The organism is Kribbibacterium absianum (assembly GCF_030067705.1).
Classification (GTDB): domain Bacteria; phylum Actinomycetota; class Coriobacteriia; order Coriobacteriales; family Atopobiaceae; genus Kribbibacterium; species Kribbibacterium absianum.
This window is the reverse complement of the sequence record NZ_JASJEX010000002.1, coordinates 338,363-353,021: the sequence shown is the minus strand read 5'-3', so window position 1 is coordinate 353,021 and position 14,659 is coordinate 338,363. Positions and strand designations below refer to the sequence as shown.

The 14,659-nt window shown below is 65.0% G+C and carries 18 protein-coding genes; 8 read left to right on the top strand and 10 right to left on the bottom strand.

What is annotated here, in order from left to right:
* Positions 1 to 171: 171 nt before the first annotated feature.
* Positions 172 to 492 carry a thioredoxin gene (gene trxA / locus QJ043_RS04600; RefSeq protein ID WP_283713567.1) on the bottom strand — a complete coding sequence of 107 codons (321 nt, stop codon included), beginning with the start codon at positions 490 to 492 and terminating at the stop codon, positions 172 to 174.
* A 172-nt stretch (positions 493 to 664) separates the two neighbouring features.
* Here trxA and QJ043_RS04595 point away from each other — a divergent pair, with 172 nt between their 5' ends.
* Positions 665 to 1,219 carry a hypothetical protein gene (locus QJ043_RS04595; protein ID WP_283713568.1) on the top strand — a complete coding sequence of 185 codons (555 nt, stop codon included), beginning with the start codon at positions 665 to 667 and terminating at the stop codon, positions 1,217 to 1,219.
* A gap of 134 nt (positions 1,220 to 1,353) precedes the next feature.
* On the opposite strand, the gene QJ043_RS04590 is transcribed toward QJ043_RS04595, so the two are convergent.
* The 5 genes from QJ043_RS04590 to QJ043_RS04570 all read right to left on the bottom strand — a co-directional run bounded on the left by QJ043_RS04590 (position 1,354) and on the right by QJ043_RS04570 (position 7,287).
* Entirely contained in the window at positions 1,354 to 2,565 is a 1,212-nt protein-coding gene (locus tag QJ043_RS04590) for an MFS transporter (RefSeq protein ID WP_283713569.1), read from the bottom strand.
* Between the two features lie 84 nt (positions 2,566 to 2,649).
* Positions 2,650 to 4,053, bottom strand: coding sequence for an agmatine deiminase family protein (locus tag QJ043_RS04585; RefSeq protein ID WP_283713570.1), 1,404 nt, complete (start codon positions 4,051 to 4,053; stop codon positions 2,650 to 2,652).
* Between the two features lie 61 nt (positions 4,054 to 4,114).
* Positions 4,115 to 5,242 (bottom strand): ornithine carbamoyltransferase, encoded by a 1,128-nt coding sequence (locus QJ043_RS04580; protein WP_283713571.1) that lies wholly within the window; start codon positions 5,240 to 5,242, stop codon positions 4,115 to 4,117.
* A gap of 23 nt (positions 5,243 to 5,265) precedes the next feature.
* Positions 5,266 to 6,369 (bottom strand): ornithine carbamoyltransferase, encoded by a 1,104-nt coding sequence (argF, locus tag QJ043_RS04575; protein WP_283713572.1) that lies wholly within the window; start codon positions 6,367 to 6,369, stop codon positions 5,266 to 5,268.
* Positions 6,370 to 6,615: 246 nt separating this feature from the next.
* Entirely contained in the window at positions 6,616 to 7,287 is a 672-nt protein-coding gene (locus tag QJ043_RS04570; protein ID WP_283713573.1) for a TetR/AcrR family transcriptional regulator, read from the bottom strand.
* A gap of 185 nt (positions 7,288 to 7,472) precedes the next feature.
* On the opposite strand from QJ043_RS04570, the gene QJ043_RS04565 reads away from it, so the two are divergent.
* Positions 7,473 to 8,168 (top strand): MarR family winged helix-turn-helix transcriptional regulator, encoded by a 696-nt coding sequence (locus tag QJ043_RS04565; protein ID WP_283713574.1) that lies wholly within the window; start codon positions 7,473 to 7,475, stop codon positions 8,166 to 8,168.
* 114 nt (positions 8,169 to 8,282) lie between these two features.
* On the opposite strand, the gene QJ043_RS04560 is transcribed toward QJ043_RS04565, so the two are convergent.
* From QJ043_RS04560 to QJ043_RS04545, 4 genes are all read right to left on the bottom strand, one after another.
* Positions 8,283 to 9,362 carry an ATP-binding protein gene (locus tag QJ043_RS04560; RefSeq protein ID WP_283713575.1) on the bottom strand — a complete coding sequence of 360 codons (1,080 nt, stop codon included), beginning with the start codon at positions 9,360 to 9,362 and terminating at the stop codon, positions 8,283 to 8,285.
* 225 nt (positions 9,363 to 9,587) lie between these two features.
* Complete coding sequence (locus QJ043_RS04555) at positions 9,588 to 9,755, bottom strand: hypothetical protein (protein WP_283722743.1); 168 nt, start codon at positions 9,753 to 9,755, stop codon at positions 9,588 to 9,590.
* Positions 9,756 to 9,875: 120 nt separating this feature from the next.
* The gene (locus QJ043_RS04550; RefSeq protein WP_283713577.1) at positions 9,876 to 10,040 is read right to left on the bottom strand and encodes a hypothetical protein; all 165 of its coding nucleotides are present in this window, start codon (positions 10,038 to 10,040) and stop codon (positions 9,876 to 9,878) included.
* A 101-nt stretch (positions 10,041 to 10,141) separates the two neighbouring features.
* Positions 10,142 to 10,525, bottom strand: coding sequence for a holo-ACP synthase (locus QJ043_RS04545; RefSeq protein WP_283713578.1), 384 nt, complete (start codon positions 10,523 to 10,525; stop codon positions 10,142 to 10,144).
* Positions 10,526 to 10,659: 134 nt separating this feature from the next.
* On the opposite strand from QJ043_RS04545, the gene QJ043_RS04540 reads away from it, so the two are divergent.
* From QJ043_RS04540 to QJ043_RS04515, 6 genes are all read left to right on the top strand, one after another.
* Entirely contained in the window at positions 10,660 to 11,100 is a 441-nt protein-coding gene (locus tag QJ043_RS04540) for a MarR family winged helix-turn-helix transcriptional regulator (RefSeq protein ID WP_283713579.1), read from the top strand.
* 15 nt (positions 11,101 to 11,115) lie between these two features.
* A complete protein-coding gene (locus QJ043_RS04535) occupies positions 11,116 to 11,790 on the top strand; it encodes a YczE/YyaS/YitT family protein (protein WP_283722742.1) in 675 nt (224 codons plus the stop codon).
* A gap of 151 nt (positions 11,791 to 11,941) precedes the next feature.
* Positions 11,942 to 12,247: a helix-turn-helix domain-containing protein gene (locus tag QJ043_RS04530; protein WP_283713580.1), complete on the top strand. Its 306-nt coding sequence runs from the start codon at positions 11,942 to 11,944 to the stop codon at positions 12,245 to 12,247.
* Complete coding sequence (locus QJ043_RS04525) at positions 12,240 to 13,499, top strand: type II toxin-antitoxin system HipA family toxin (RefSeq protein WP_283713581.1); 1,260 nt, start codon at positions 12,240 to 12,242, stop codon at positions 13,497 to 13,499. Before QJ043_RS04530 ends, QJ043_RS04525 begins: the two co-directional genes overlap by 8 nt.
* A gap of 70 nt (positions 13,500 to 13,569) precedes the next feature.
* Entirely contained in the window at positions 13,570 to 14,052 is a 483-nt protein-coding gene (locus QJ043_RS04520; RefSeq protein ID WP_283713582.1) for an RNA polymerase sigma factor, read from the top strand.
* Complete coding sequence (locus QJ043_RS04515; RefSeq protein WP_283713583.1) at positions 14,042 to 14,659, top strand: hypothetical protein; 618 nt, start codon at positions 14,042 to 14,044, stop codon at positions 14,657 to 14,659. The genes QJ043_RS04520 and QJ043_RS04515 overlap by 11 nt, the downstream gene beginning before the upstream one ends.

Below are 14,659 nucleotides of genomic sequence, written 5' to 3'. Positions count from 1 at the left end.
AGAGACAGGATCGTCTCACGCAGCGGCGGTGAGACAGTTTGAAGAGACGAGATCGTCTCACTGCGACCATGAGACAGTCTTGTCTCTTTAGAGTGTCTCACGGGCATGAAAAAGCGCCCGACACGGGTGCCGGGCGCTCGCAGGGGCACGCGCCCCCGTATAGACAATGGATCACAGGTACTTGGCCAGCTCCTGCGCGAGCTTCGCGCGCGGCTGGGCGCCCACCATCGTGTGGGCCGGCTTGCCGCCCTTGAAGAGGATCAGCGTGGGGATGCTCATGACCTGGTAGCGGATGGCCAGGTCCTGGTTCTCCTCGACGTTGCACTTGCAGACCTCGAGCACGTCGGCCATCTCGCCGGCAAGCTCGTCGACGATCGGCGACATCAAGCGGCAGGGGCCGCACCAGCTGGCCCAGAAGTCCACGAGGACGGGCTTGTCGGCGTTGTTGATGGTCTCATCAAAGTTAGATGCGTTAAGTTCCTTCACCGCCATGGAATACCTCCACTGTGCGGGGCGACGCTCGTGGCCGCCCGGTTCTGTCGTTGGATCAGGTATACCCGTAGAATGGATTTCATGGCGCTGGGCGGCATTCTGAAAGAATTCTTCCGGCGCCCCACATATTCCGAGCACGGGACTCCCTTCCGTGCCGTAGAGAGGGGGAGCCGTGCCAGGACGCGAGGAAGAGAAGCGCACCGCCTATGTGGCCAAGGCGACGGCCGAGATGAACGCGCTCGCAGCGGCCGGCGCGCGCATGGCCGGGAACGCCTTCGCGACGGTGCTCTTCCTCAAGGGCGAGCCCAACGAGGCCGAACGGAACGGCGCCGCTCCCCTGTCCGGGCGTGACGGAGACGGACTGCGGGCGTCGCTGGAGCAGCTGGGCTACGCACCCGAGGACTGGTGCGCGCTGCTGACGGTGGACGTCCACGGCGCCCCGTTGTCGCCGGACGTGCTGAGGCGCGCGGTGTCGTCGCTGGCGCCGAGCACGCTGATCCCCGTCGATGCGGCCGCGACCCGCGCGCTGCAAGAGGCCTACGCGCCGGAACTGGTTGCCTTTGAGGACCTGGACGCAGCGCTGTTGGAGCCGGGGCGGCTCGTGGAGCTGCTCGGCATGAGGACGTGCAGCCTGGGCGGCTTCGAGGCGGCGCTGGATGACCCGGCCGAGAAACGCGTGATGTGGGAGCGGCTGAAGAAGCTGAGGCCACTGAGCGCTCCGTACTAGCCGCGCATGTGCGTGCATTCGGGGACTGCCCCCGAATGCACGCGGTGCCCCGGACGCTTCGGAGAGAGCCGTTTGTCCACGCGGCCTGGCGCCGGGCATGGACAAACGGCTCTCGCAAATGTCCGCCGCCGGGGCTAGGCCTGTGGCAGCCCCTCTCGCGTCGGAGTGCAGGTGCCCTTAGGCTGGAACGCGGCCGCGTGCGAGACAACCTCGATCGCACAGGCCACCAGCGCCATCACGGCAGCGACGAGGAACATCGGGGTGTAGAGGCTCGTGCCGGTGACCTCCTGCAAGAAGGAGACAAAGTAGCTGGCCACGGCGTAGCCCAGGCACATGACGGCGGTCATCACGGCGATGCCAAAGTCCACACGGTCGGACGAGCAGTGCTCCGGCACGATGCCGTAGCTGTAGGACGCGCAGACGCCCATGCCCACACCCAGCAGGAAGTAGCCCACGTAGGCAACAGCCGCGCCCGGCGCCACGGCAAGCAGCAGGAACACGACGGCGCACAGGCCATAGGCGGCCACGGCGACCCAGCGGTGCATCCTCTCGTAGACCTTGCCATAGCCCAGGCAGAAAACGAACGAGCCGACGGTGCCCACAGAGCCCAGGTAGCCGGCCATGGTCTCGTTGCCGATGCCGTTCTCGATCACGTAGGAGGACACGTAGTAGGAAGCGATGGCGTAGCCCACGGAGAACACGATCACAGCGATGGCAGCGAGCCAGAAGGCGCCGGAGACCATGCCGGTCGGGCCGGATACGCCCTCCTCCGCCATTTCCTCGTCCCGCAGCGTGGGAACGAACACCGCAAACATGACCGTCATGGCCGCTGCGGCGATGAAGATCCAGAACACGTGTGACCAGCCCAGCAGGGCCAAGTTGCCGGCCAGGGCGGAGATACCGGCGCCAATCAAGGCCTGCCCAGCGTTGTACCAGCCCATGACCTTGTTGTACTCGCCCTCGTCGGTGAACGCCTGGGCCAGCACGGAGACGCCAGCCACGTTGACGAGCGCGATGCCCACGCCAAACAGGAAGCGCATGAACGTCATGAACTCGATGGCGGGGACAATGGCGCCGAACAGGCCACCCACCGTGAAGCACACGCCACCGAGCAGCAGCACGCCCTTGGTGGACATGCGCGTCAGCAACGCGGCCGCAGCAAACGAGAAGACGACCTGCACCCACTGGGGCATGGCCACCCAGGTGTCCACCCAGCCAGTCTGATCACCAAAGAGCGAGTAGAGGCCGTCGACGATGGGATACACGGCGTAGTCGCCCATGACGGCTACGTTGGAGATGATGATTGCGGCGATGAGCAGCGTCTTTTGCATCTTGGAGAGCTGCATTGCGAGACCTCCTTCGGGAGGGATGGGATGGGACGTGTCGGGGGCCAACACGTCCGTAGCTGAACGATTCGTGGGATCGCGCTCCTATGCGACGACGTAGCTCAGGAACTGCTTGGGCGCCCCGTGTGGGCTCGTGTTGACGCGACCCGACTCGTCGCCGCACTCGACGTAGTACTCGACCGTGGTGCCCGCCGGCTGCGCAGGAATGTCGGCCGCATACTGGTCATGGGCGCTCCCCGGCTTGAGCGGCACAGCCTGAAACTCGCCACCGGACACACGCCAGCAGAGGTTGGTCTTCTCGGCCACGAGCGGACGAGCGCTGTAGGCATGGATGTTCGCGACGACCGTGACGGGGCCCTCGGCACCGGGCGTGCCAACGGGCCCGGGCACGTCCACATGCAGCATCTGGGGATCCCAAATGGCGCGAGTGCGACAGTGGAGCACATCGCCCGGGTCCCAGCCCACCTCGCCGTACAGGCCGTCCGGGTTATAGGCAAACGGCTCGTCGGCCACCTCGAACGTGAAGCCTTGCACGTCATAGCCGGGCATCGCATCGCGCCACTGCTGCAGCGCCCGCTCGTCCTCCGGGATGCCGTACATCGGCACGTAGACGCAATCGTTGAGGATCAGGGAGTTGACGTACGCGGCGATGCCCTCCCCCGAGCGAACGACGCCCGAATCAACCGGAACCACTTCCCAGGGATCGCCGTACGAGTTGGTGCAGCGAGGGATCTCGTTCTCGACGATGTCCTGGTAGACGGGGTAAAGCTCATGGTCCTTGGGGGGACGCACCACCAGGAGCCTGCGCTCGTCGAGCGGCTTCAGGAAGCAGTCCACATGGTTGAGCGAGAAGTGCTCGTAATCCGAGAGCACGATGTAGTTGGTCATGCCGGTGGCCTTGGCCACGTTGGTGAAGTAGGCCTCGGGCGACTGGCCCTGGAAGCGGTTCTCGGCTATGAGGACCTCGGTGGAGAGAATGGTGTTAACGCCGTCGTTGAGCACGTTGCCACCGGTGAAAGCGAAGGGCGCCTTGATATAGCCCAGACGGAGCTGGCGCGCGATGGCCTCGGCGGCGAGGTCGTCGGAAGTGTCGCCCTCGAACTGGCTGAGCGGGGTCCTCTCCTCGCCCCAAGGAGCGCAGAAGAGCTCGGGCTCGTGCTCTGTGCCACAGAACGGCGTGGACAGCACGTAGCGCGGGCCGATGACGTAGTAGTTCCCGTCCTCGTCGAAGAGGGGCTGCGGGCCCCAATCGCGCGGCCACGTGGAATCGTCGCCCTTGGGCACGATGAGGTAGCTCACGTTTTCGAGGTTGGCGCCCATCTGGGAGAGCGTCTCGGCGGCCTCGGCGGTCGCGTCCTCATCGGCGCACAGGAAGTGGACGTTGGTGTCATTGGTGAGCTTGACGAGCAGGGCCTGGGGCAGCGACGCGGGCCATGCGACAAGAACGCCGACGGCGGGCTCCCACTCAGCGGCCATGCGCTTCTTCATGGTTTCCTCCTTCATGTGCATTTAGGGACTGTCCCTAAATGCACGTTGTGAGATTGATGGGCTAGTAGGCCAGGGTCTCCGCCAGGGCGGCCTCGACGCGGCCGGTGTGGTACGCGACCAGCGGCGCGGGCGGCTCGCCGTCGTACATCACGCAGGCGCAGATGCCCTTCTGGGCGTGGAGGCGGTTCTCGGCCTCCTCGAAGAGCAGGGAGTGCGGACCATCCCAGACCTCGGTGGTGATCTCCTCGTCGCGATTGCCGGGCATGCAGTGCATGACGCCCACCGTGGGCTTGGCCTTGGCCACCAGCTCGGCGTTGATCTGGTACTTGGGGTACAGCACGTCCCAGCGCACGGCCCGGAGCTCTTCGTCCGAAAGGCCCGTGTGCTCGGCCATGCCCTTGAAGGTGAAGACCTCTCCCACCAGGAAGTCCGCCTCGGCGATGTGCTCGTCCGGGTCGTCCGTCACGACCAACTGAGCGCCGGAACCGTTGAGCTCCGCCAGACGCTCGAACGTCGCGACGTCCTCGGCCGTCGGCTGCAGCGACTCCGGCGAGCAGGCAATGTAGCGCATGCCGAGAATCGCGCAGATGTTCATCAGCGAGCGCTGAACCGGCACGCAGGCGAACTGCGAGTCGTTGTTGTTGTCGCCCATGAACATCACGGTCATGTCCTCAAAGGGCACACCCGGCAGGTGCTCCTGCATCGTGAAGACGTCCGCGATGACCTGGCTCGGGTGGTAGCTCATGCCGCCGCCGTCAATCACGGGGCAATAGGAGAACTTCGCGAACTCGCGGGTCACGGCGTCGTCCTCGGCGCGGATCAGAATGGCGTCGCACATGCGGGAGAGCACCTCGGCGGTGTCGCGCATGGACTCGTTGCCATCGCCCACATGCATGGTCTTGGGCGTCAGGAACTCCGCGTGGCCGCCCAGCTGGGCCATGGCCGCTTCGAAGGACACGCGGGTGCGGAGGCTGCTCTCGAAGAACATCATGCCGAGCACCTTGCCCGAGAGGATCTGCGGGCGCACGCCCTGGCGGTGGGCCTCCTTGAGCAGGCGCGTCACCTCGAGGACGCGCAGCACCTCCTCGCGGGTGTGGTCCTTCCAGTCAAGGTAGTGGTCGTGGTCGGTGAGCTGGGGGTTAACGCGCAGGGCGCAGGTCTCGGCGCGCTTGGTCTGGGCAGGGTTCATGGGATGGATCTCCTTCCTGAGGGTTACTGCTCTTCCGAGTGGTCCAGGTGGTAGACGGAGGACGGCACGTCGCGCTCGGCACCGTGCAGGAAGCCCTCGACCTTGCCCATGTGGTAGGTGGTGAGCTCGGGCGGCGTCGGATCTGCGTACATGAACCAGACGAGGATCGCCTTCTGGGCGTGGAGGCGGTTCTCGGCCTCCTCAAAGGCCAGGGAGTTGGGGCCGTCGAGCACCTCGGACGTGACCTCGCAGTCACGCTCGCAGGGCAGGCAGTGGAGAACCCCGAGGCTCGGCTTGCCAGCATCCACCAGGGCCTGGTTCACCTGATAAGGCATCAGGGCCGCGCGACGGGCGTCGTACGCCGGGCCTTCCGGCATGCCGTAGACAAAGGAATCGGAGACCGTGAAGTCGACGTCCGCGATGTGCTCGAACGGGTCCTCAGTGCAAATGAGACGAGCGCCCGAGTGGTTCTCCTCGGCAAAGCGCTCGAACTGAGCGGTGTCGGCCTCGTTGGGCCACATGGCACGGGGCCCGCAGGCGATATAGGTCATGCCGAGCTTCGCGCACATCCACATCATCTCGCGCTGGATCGGCACCAGCTTGTCGGCGTTGTCGTTGTTGTCGCCCATGTACATGACGGTCACGTCTTGCAACGGCACGCCCGGCAGGTGCTCCATCATCGTGAACACGTCTGCGAGCACCTGGGTGGGGTGGCCGTCCATCGTCATGCCGTTGAACACCGGCACGTAGGAGTACCTGGCGAACTCCTCGAGGTAGGCATGGTCGTTGCATCGCATGATCACTCCGTCGCACATGCGGCTGATGACCTCGGCGGTGTCGCGCATAGATTCATGGCCGTCGCCGATCTGCAGGTTGCTCATCGCGAGAAACTCGGCGTGGCCACCCAGGTACGTCATCGCGTTCTCGAACGAGCAGCGGGTGCGCGTGGAGCTGATCTCGAAGATCATCGCGAGCACCTTGTCCTTGAGGAGCGGCAGCTGCACGCCCTGGACATGGGCGTCCTTGAGCAGCTTCATCAGATGCAGGATGTCACGCAGCTCTTTGGCGGACAGATCCGCTGTGCTAACCAGGTGGTTGTTCCGGCGTAGCTTGGGTGGGACTCTCATCGGCGTGCCCTTTCTCATGTTGTCTGTGACCAAATTTATTCGTGGTCAATTCGATGGCATGAGAATAGGGGGACTCCGCAATTTATGTCAAGTCAATTTTTGTCGCGACCAATATCTGAGGGTCAGCGGAAGGTTTGGCCGGCCGAACGGGCGAATCCCATGGGGTTCGGCGCGACTTCGCTCTGAGAATCCATCACGAGACCATGGGGGTCGCACCGACCGTATGACCTCGTGGCCGCCCGTCGCCTACGACGCGACAACCGACACCGAGAAATCCGGCCCGCAGGCCAGCGTCAGGCCTTCGCACAGGTCGAGCGAGCGATCGAAGACCTCCTCCACTGCGGCTGTGTCCGCGCCGAGAAGGAAGTAGCAGCACAGAACGTCCCGGCGCACGAAATCCTCGACCGACTCGTGCAGCTGGGCCGATTGAAGCGCGTGCACCAGCTCGGACTCGGTGCCGTTCACCATCGCGACGATGGTCTGGAGCGCGGCGTCGGACACCGCGATGCCGGAGCCCATCGCTATCTGGCCCATCGTCTCCCGCTGCAATGCGAGGCACGCGTCGTGACAGTCGGGATCGCCCATCACGTCGCTGTAGAACCGCAACACCTGCGGATCGCGCCCGAGCAACCGAAACATCAGAAGCTCGTAGATCATGTGGAACTCGGGGTCCGTGAGGCCGTCCTCGCCCCAGTGACCCCAAATGGCGTCGTCAATGCCGCCCAGGAACTCCCGGTCCACCTGCATCGCCAGCTTGGGCTTCGTCTTGAAGTAGTAGGGGATGAGGCCCTTGTTGACCTCCGCCTCGCGGCTGATCTGGGCATAGCTCGTGGCCTTGACCCCCTGCTCGTAGAAGAGACGCTTGGCCACGTCGTAGATCTTGCTGCGGGTGGCGATGCCCACCGAGTACTCCCCCATGGCCGCTCCTTTATGGTCAACTGTGCTAGGCGCATAACTTTATCTAGGGACAATATTAGCCGCAGGGGCACCGAATCCCCTTCACAGTTTCTACAGGTACCGTCAGAAGCCTGTTGACGGTTTAACAGGTGCCTGTCATAGTCTCCAGACAAGTTATTACCGGTACCTGTTGAATCGAGGTAACCATGGAGACCCAGGAGACCATCGCCCAGAAGCTCATGACCGTGCAGCGCCTGATGGGCGGCGTCCGCCGCGGGAAGCGCCGGCGCCGAGACGCCCACCGCGGCCAGGGCCGCATCCTCACGTTCCTCAAGCTCAAGGACGGCGTCAGCACGCGCGACCTGGCCGAGGTGCTCGGCATCCGCGTGTCATCGCTCAACGAGGTGCTCGGCCGCATGGAGCGCGACGGACTCATCGAGCGCCGCCAGTCCCCCGACGACGGCCGTGTGATGCTCGTGTACCTGACCGACAGGGGCCGCGCCCAGGAGGCGCCCAGGCCCTTTGACGAGGCGCTGTTCGCGGGCTTCTCGGACGAGGAGCTGCAGACGCTCGGCGCCCTGCTCGACCGGCTGATCCTCAACCTGGAGGCACAGCTCACCGACGAGGAGCGCGAAGCGCTGAAGGAGCGCGCCGAGGCCCGTGAGCGCCTGTTTGGCCCGGACGATGACTTCGGGCCGGAGGGGTCGCGCCCGCCGCACTGCCGCCACGGGCATGGCCTGATGCCCGAGCCGCCCGTCCCGCCCTGCGGCCATCACCACCACAGCCCCGCCGCCCGCGCCGCGCGCCGCGCCGAAGTGGTCGACGCCGTGCGCGAGGCCAGCGCCTGCGGCCTGCGCTACGCGGAGTTCGTCGAGGAGGACATCGTCGAGGACGACGAGTAAGCGAACGCCCGATTCGAGGGCCCAAGCACGCCCCCGATCTGCGACCCCGCAGGTCGGGGCGCTTATTTCATGTCGCCGTCCGGCGCGCAGTATGTGCCACGGCACCGGGAAAGCCTAGGACTCCTCCTCCAGAGCCTCCCGAAGCCCGGGCAGGGCGAAGCGGACGCGTCCGCGACCCACGGTGGTAATGACGCCGGCACGCAGAAGGCGCTTTTTGTAGGTGCTTACATGCCCGGAGCTGCGCCCCAGGCGTTGCCCTAGGTCTATTAGGGTGGACTTCTCCTGGTCGGGAAGCATGGCCGCCAAGAAAGACAGGTCGCCGTCGGACAGGTCCGCCAGCGTTGCATCAATCACCGTCTCGCGCATTTCATCTCGCGCGGACTCAATCCCCGGCCCTGCGTGCTGTGCCGTCACAACCCCGGCTCCCTGCGCATAGCGCCAGGTGTAATAGCCCACCAGCTGGAAGAGATAGGGATAACCAGCAATCGCGGTGATCATGGAATCGAGCGCTCGAGGCTCAATCGTCTGCCCGGAGTCAGCAAACGACAGGGTCATCGCCTCGCGCACGTCTCCGGACGGAATGGCTCCCAGCTGTTGCATGCGGGCTCGGCGCAAGAACGAGGCAATCTTGTCCTTCTTGACGTCGCGCACGTTGTCCGGAAGGCCGGCCATAAACAACGCGACCTTTTTGCCCTCGGATGCCGAGAGCTGCTGGTAGTCCGCCACAAGAGACACGAGCGCGGGATCTTGGGCAAGGACTTCGTCAACGCAGATGAGAAGCCCGCGACCTTTTGCATTCAAGGCATCGAGAAGCAGCGACATGCGAGTTCGCCATGTGCCGGTCTCCGCCAGACCGCCCGTAAGGGAAACCTCGACAACCGGCGTCTTCACCTTGACGCCGTCCACATGAGGCAGCTTCTGGACGGCAAGCATGGTTTGCTCAATCACCTGCTGGAGCATGTCAGGGCCAGTGGTGACGCTGGCCACCGCCCAGTCGAGCTCCTGGGCCCAGCGCAGCGAAAGGTTGAGAAGAGCGGTCTTGCCCGTGCCCCGCGGGCCAACTAAGAGCGTGCAGAGATTCGGGTCGTCCCTGCCGACCTCGAGCGCCTGGCGCAGGTCCGCTTGAATCGCCGCACGGCCCGCAATACGAGCCGGCACATGGCCAAAACCCGGGTTAAAGGGATTGCTCGCCACGAGATGCTCCTCTCGTTTACTGGTTGATGCCATTTTTACGGTTTGCTGTGGTTTTTACAAGTTGCTGCAGTTTTTAGTTTTTGCTGGGACGACCTAGCGGAGAGTTCGCAGCGGTTCTTCCGGTAGCGGGTTCGGCTCAATTCGCCACGCAGTGCATAGCAAAATGGAACACACTGAGTTCCGTTTTGGGAGTCGTCAAAAAACGTGACGCACTGCGTCACCAATTCAGTGGCGCTCAAGCGCCTCACGCCGCTCCACGACCGTATGGGCGCCCGTGGACATCGTCGCGCCCTGGTCCGGCTTGCCGCACCGCACGCGCCAGAGCTTCCACACCGCCAGCCCCGCCAACGTGAGCGCTACCGTCCAGATGCCCGTCGAGCGCAGTAGCGCCACCAAGATGGCGGCGTCGGCCAGCTCTGCCCAGAGCCACGGCTGGGATCCAACGAGTAGACGATGAACGCAACTGAGCTGGTGAGCACGCAGACCATCATCGCGAAGAGCGGGTGACGCACGTCAGCGGCCGTCAACACGCCCCAGATTGGCGACAGGCACAAAAAGGAGGATGGAACCGACGATAAGCCAGACCGGCGCGTAGAGCCGGATCATCGTGCGGAGCGCCAGCGAGTGGCTGATCACGCACACGAACAGCTGGAACGCCATGAGCAACCAGTAGCCCATCGTGAGCAGTGCCAGCGGCGAGCCGCGTGGATTGGAGCCGTGAGCACGAGGCCTCCCTTCTCGGCGAGGGACGCATCCGCACGAATGGTCCTCGCGGACGGCTAGCCTTCCGCGAGGACCATGGCGACGGCCAGGCCGGCCTCGTTGGTGATGGAGAGGTGCAGGGCCGTGACACCGGCGGCCGCGAGAACGGGCTCCAGCGGGCCGGTTGTCTCGATATACGGGGCACCGGTGTCCGCGCGGGGAACCTCGACTAGGCGCAGGTCAAAGGGCTGCGCGACGGCCTTGAACGTGGCTTCTTTCGCCGCAAAGGTCCCAGCGAGCCGGGAGGCGCAGGCATCGGTGACAGCATCGGGGCCGGCCCAGCCGGCCTGCTCGCGTTCGCGCTCGGTGAACGTTCGGCGCGCGAAGGCGCCCGACGGCTCCTCGAGCAGCCGCTTGATCTCCGAGATGCTCACCATGTCCGCGCCGATGCCGAGTATCACGCTCCGGGCCCTTCTCTTCAGTGTGGCTCCAGTCTAAGGGGAACCGGTACTCGGGATGTGTTTTGAGCCGCAGGGCCGGTCGTGATATGGTATGCATACTTACAGTAAGAATACTAACAGTATTGGGAGGCGCCATGGCACCGGACTCGCTCCACGAGCTGCTGATGCGCGCGCAGACCCTGATGCACCGCCGGGTGACCGCCGGCGCGTCGGAGCTGGGCCTAACCCCCGGACAGCCCAAGGTGCTCGAGTTCCTCGCCCGCCACGGGGAGGCCGACCAGGCCACCATCGCCGCAGGCTGCCTGATCGAGCGCGCCACGACGGGCGCGCTGCTCGACCGCATGGAGAAGCAGGGGCTCATCTCGCGCGGGCGGCACGAGGGCAACAAGAGGTCGGTCTTTGTGACCCTGACCCCGGCGGGCGCGCGGGCGGCCGCAGACCTCGGGCCGGTGTTTGCTCGGGCCGAGCAGCCCGTGGCGGACGCGCTCACAGCCGCTGAGCTGCAAGAACTGAAGCGCTTGCTGGCCGCCACGTGTACCGCCCTGGAAACCACAGACCCCGTTGGGAAGGAGTGAGGCTCTACGTCCTCGTTGTCCGAATCGGTAAGGTCGGGTCACCCGCTGCTGCGCTGCCTGCTCTTGGCGTGCAGCCTGCTGCTGATGGGCCTTGGGGTGAGCCTGCAAATCAAAGCGAGCCTCGGCACGTCGCCCATCAGCTCCATCCCCTACGTGACGGCGCAGATCAGCGGCCTCACGGTGGGAACCACCACCATCATCGTGAACGCGTTCTTCGTGCTGGCGCAGTTCGCAATCCTGCGGCGCGAGGTATCCTGGACCACGTTGCTGCAGCTCCTGATGGCCGCGGGCATGGGCGGCGCCATCGACCTCTGGAACGCGCTGCTCCCCTTTGACACCCCCGACAGCTACGTGGCCCAGTGGCTCCTGTGCGCTGCAGGCATCGTGACGCTGGCGCTCGGCGTGAGCCTGGAGATCCGGAGCGACCTGACCGTGGCGGCCGGCGAGGGTATCGTGCAGGCCGTGGCGCACAAGACCGGCGCGGTGTTCGGCAACGTGAAGGTGGCCTTCGATGTGAGTTGCGTCGTGGTCGCGCTCGTCTGCGCGGTCGTGTGTCTGGGCGCCCCGGCGGGCGTGCGCGAGGGCACCGTTGCCGCGGCGCTCTGCGTGGGCGTGTGCACCAAGGGCTTCTCGAAGGTCATCCGCCGGCTTGACGAGAGGCGCTGGGCAAGGCGTCCCGCACGAGCGTAGCGACCAGCATAGGGGCCAAGGCCAGGTGAGATCCCGCCGACGCCCCGTTCTCGCGAGAACCTGGCGGCATTTTTCTGCCGCTCTTGACACCGGCATAATTATGCCGATATGCTTCTCTTACTGGATTTCCTCGCAACCCTGGGGAGGATCTATGGCTACTGACGACACCTTTGTGCTCGCTCGGACGTTGGGCGCCTGCGTGCGCGAGACGCGACGTGCACAAGGCCTGACCCAGGAAGAATTGGCGGAGGGCGCGGATGTTTCCGAGCGCCTGGTGCGACAGATCGAAAAGGGAACTGCCACAGGCATTTCTCTCGACCGCCTGGTGCGCGTGCTGTCGTTTCTCGGGCTCGGTCTCCAGCTGAAGAGCGGACCCATCCCGGTGGCCCGCTCCCAGGGCGAGGAGTACACCGCCACGCTCCAGAGCGTCCTCTTGAGGTGGGATGACTATGAGTAGGCAGCTCACCGTGGCCATAGCCGGTCTCGAGGCAGGCGCGCTCACGCAGTCCGGCAACGGCTCGCTGTCTTTCTCCTACGCGCCTGATTACATGGGCGTGCCGCTCTCCCTCTCGATGCCGGTGTCCCAGAGCACCTATGGCGACAACAAGGTGCGCCCCTACCTAGAGGGTCTGCTTCCCGAAGACAGCGAGGTTCGGCGCCGCGCGGGCCTCGAGTTCGACGTCTCCGGGCGCAACCCGTTCGCGCTCCTGTCGGTCATGGGCCTCGACTGTCCCGGCGCCGTGCAGGTCTTTGCTCCAGGCCAGGACCAGTCACGCGAAGATCGCCTCGTCCCCCTGACGAACCGCGACATCGCCGAACGCCTGCGCCAAGGCCGAGAGCGCATTGCCGACGGATGGCTCCGCGCGCGAGAGCGGTGGTCGCTGGGAGGCGCACAGGCAAAGTTCGCACTGCGCCGCGAGGACGGGCGCTGGTTCCAGTGCGAGGGCGGGGCCGCCACGACGCACATCCTCAAGCCTGGCATTCCCGGGCTCAAGCTGCAGGCGCTCAACGAGTATGTGTGCCTTAAGACAGCTCGGGCAGTCGGGCTGCGAGCCGCGGAAACCCAGTATCTCCTGTTCGAGGATGAGCCCGCCATCGTGTCGACCCGCTACGACCGGGCTCGCGATGCAGCCGGACAGGTTGTCCGCATCCACCAAGAGGACCTCTGTCAGGCGTTCTCCGTCATGCCTGGCAACAAGTATCCCCAGGACGGCGGGCCTGCCGCCAACGAGATTGTCGGCCTCCTCTTGAAGACGGGCGCGCCGGCTCAGAAGAACGTGCGCGGGTTCCTCCAGATGCTCTTCTTCAACTACTTGACCGGCGCCACCGACGCGCACGCCAAGAACTATTCGGTCCTGCTCGACCGCGATGCCGCGTACCTGGCCCCTCTCTACGACGTGGCCTCTGTACTCCCCTACACGAGACCGAAGGAGACCATCAAGCTCGCAATGGGCATTGCCGGAGAGGCTCGCGCCGGGCGAGTGAGCGCCCGGCGATTGCAGAAGTTCGCCGATGACAACGGGCTTGAGGAGGCAGAGATCTCGGGGGGCGACCTGGCCGAAATGATGGCGGCCCTGGCCACCGAGATTCCTGCGGCCATGGCTCACGTTCTGAACGAGGAGAGCCAGATTCCCGGTATGGATGAGCTTGAGGAGCGCCTTCTCAAGCCGGTGACGAAGCTCTGCCAAACATCGCTCGTGGCCTTGTAACCTTTCGCTCCCCTCGTGCGTGTTGCTAATGAAGGGCCCTTCAGACCGGAAAGCAGACGAGAGCGCTTAGATGAGAGCAGACACACAGGAGCTGATCGAGGAGCACAAGGATCACCTGTTTGCGGTGGCATTCAACGTGTGCAGGAACGCGGCCGACGCCGAGGACGTGGTGCAGGACGCGTTCATCGCCTACCACACGTCGAGCAAGGACTTCGAGGACGAGGAGCACATCAAGGCTTGGCTCCTGCGCGTCACGGTGAACAAGGCCGTGAGCGTGACGCGCCAGCTCTGGCGCAGGAAGTCCGTGCCCCTGGACGACTACATGGACACGCTGGCCTTTGAGGACCCCCAGGCGGAGTCGTTGTTCGCCGAGGTGATGCGCCTGCCACAAAAGCAGCGGGTGGCGGTGCACCTGTTCTACTACGAGGACCTGTCCGTTCGCGAGGTGGCCCAGGTGCTGAAGATCAGCGAAGGCGCGGTGAAGACGCGGCTGTCACGCGGCCGCAAGCAGCTCAAACGGGCGCTCAAGGAGGAGTGGAGCGATGAGTCGTAACTCGGACAACTACAAGAAGGCGTTCGGCGCGCTCCATGCCCCCGACCACATCTCTCTGGAGGTAGACACGGTGGAGCGCAAAGCGAACAAGCACGTGGCGCTGGGGCCGGCCCTGGCATTGGTGGCGGCCCTGACACTGGGCGGCGCCGGCACAGCCTACGCGACGGACCTGGGGGGCTTTAGGACCACCGTGAACGCGTGGCTCGGAGGCGAGCAGCGCACGATGGTGGCGGAGCCCATCGATGACGGCAGCTACGAGTTCACCGTGCTCGACGGCGAGGGCAATCCCACCGGCGAGGTCGTGGGAGGCGGCGGCGTGGAGTACGACGGCAACGGAAATGAGCGAGCGCTCTCGGCGCAGGAGGTGGCCGATACCATGGGCGTGGACATCGTCACCGGTGACGACGGGCGCACGTGGCTGCACTACTACGACCGGAGCTTCGACATCACCGACCTGGTGAAGAACGGCTCGGCCAAGCTCTGCCTCACCGGCCAGGCTGGGACCACCACCTACTTCGACCTCCAGGACAACGGCAGCGACAACTTCCAGTGGTCCGAGACCGCCGAGCCCGAGGGGCCGGCCGACGCCTACGCCAAGGTCGACTAG